This is a genomic window from Antrihabitans spumae, assembly GCF_043944905.1.
Classification (GTDB): Bacteria; Actinomycetota; Actinomycetes; order Mycobacteriales; family Mycobacteriaceae; genus Antrihabitans; species Antrihabitans spumae.
In genome coordinates this window covers 1-1,652 of record NZ_JBIMSN010000107.1, presented here as the reverse complement: position 1 = coordinate 1,652, position 1,652 = coordinate 1, and the positions used below count along the sequence as shown (strand labels likewise).

General features: G+C 62.5%; 2 protein-coding genes. One reads left to right on the top strand and one right to left on the bottom strand.

Annotated elements, in window-relative coordinates; genetic code table 11:
• Positions 1-1,183 (top strand): hypothetical protein (locus ACHIRB_RS23155; protein ID WP_395127782.1); only part of this gene is annotated, 1,183 nt, incomplete at its 5' end.
• Between the two features lie 282 nt (positions 1,184-1,465).
• Here the strand turns inward: ACHIRB_RS23155 and ACHIRB_RS23150 are convergent.
• On the bottom strand, positions 1,466-1,652 hold a 187-nt coding region (locus ACHIRB_RS23150; protein ID WP_395127781.1), incomplete at its 5' end, for a transposase.

Below are 1,652 nucleotides of genomic sequence, written 5' to 3'. Positions count from 1 at the left end.
TCGAAACCATCAACCCGAACCGCTCAGGCCAGCACGCGCCCCGCGTGAAAGATCCGGGCTAGGTGCAGCCGAAGCCGAGGCATGGATGCGTTATGCGTTCGGTCCACAGTTGTCGGACTACGCATACCAGCTCGCAGTCCAATTGCCAGAGCGGCTCGAACGCCGGATGCGGCCCTACGAGAAGGTGTTCACGGTTCTCCTCGATCGGGACGGGGTACCGATGCTGGCCCCGGACAACTATCGCTGGCAGCGGATCTGGTTCACCCGATCCGAACCGCGCAAGCTCGAGCCGGCCTTCGACGCGACGACGCTACGCCAACACCTTGCTGCCCGCGGTCCGTATATGGACTCGTCCCTGGTTCGCGACCCGCGAACGGATCCGGACGGTTGCTGGAAGATCGACGTAGCCGGCGATCCATCGGCGGCGCTCTCCCCCACCGCCCGGGACGCTTTGGAATCCGCCCGCCGGATCTTCCGTCAGCGCGGTGCGGTGAATACGCACTTCCAACCCACCCGCCTCGTCGTCGATGGCGCGACGTTGCGCGTGCACTTCCGGTGGAAGAAGAATCCAAACCTGTTCTCGATAGACGTTCTCCTACCTCAGTCCGACGCCGACTTCACCAGCCCGCCCGCGCACAATCCGGTTGCATGGATGTCTGCTGCGGCCTTGTCCCTCAACGAGGAACTGTCGACCGGACTACTGCTACGCGCTCGACGTCAGCGCGTCGATGGCGTCATTCACCTGTTCGATCCGCGGGGAGAATCGAGACTATGGCACGAGTTCGGCCTCGGGATAACGGTTCCCGGCTACGGTGCCAACCACGTTCTCGACGCCCTCGGTATGAATACCGCCGGGGCTGCCGACGCACACCGCGAACGGCGTCTGATTTCGTGGGTGCATGTTTGGCGGAACAACACTGATCGACGCCGGTCCGATTACCTCGGGCATGGATTCGCAACATGGACGGATACAGAATCCGTTGCATCCGTCGATGTGATCGAGGTACTTCCCAATGTCCCAGAAGACGTGGTGCGCAGACTTGTTTTCGCGATCGTGCACGATGCAGCGGATGCGGGTGCACTACGGATCGTCACCCAACTAGATCACGTCGCGCTCGCGGAACAAGGTTTCGTCTCCGGTGTCGACGGCCGACTGACCTTGGACGTTTCGGACATGAAATGAGACCTGGCGAATTCATCTGCCCGCAGCGATATCCTCGAATTCTGCTCAACGTGCTGCGCCGAGTGGGCTCTGGTTGTGAATTCCACTCGAACGATGCCGCAGTAAAAGCCCGCTCGCAGGCATGCTTAGCCCGGATCTTTCACGCGGGGCGCGTGCTGGCCTGAGCGGTTCGGGTTGATGGTTTCGATTGTCTGCTGCCGTCGATGGGGTAGCCCGAGTCTGCGGGTTGGCCGCCGGTTCCACGGTCCGGGTTCTTTCGGTTGTCGGGGCGGTTGGTGTTGTTCAGGTCGGGGCCGGCAATGCTTGCAGTCGGGTGACTGCGATGATGATCAAGCCGGCCCAGGGTGCGTATCGCGAGAGCCGTAGTCGCGTTCGGCGAGCATGCCGGCTGATGCGTCCGGCAACGGAAAGCAGCCGCAGTCGTAGTCGTTTCGGCTCCCATCGGCGAGCGTCGTGGCCGGTGAGGGCG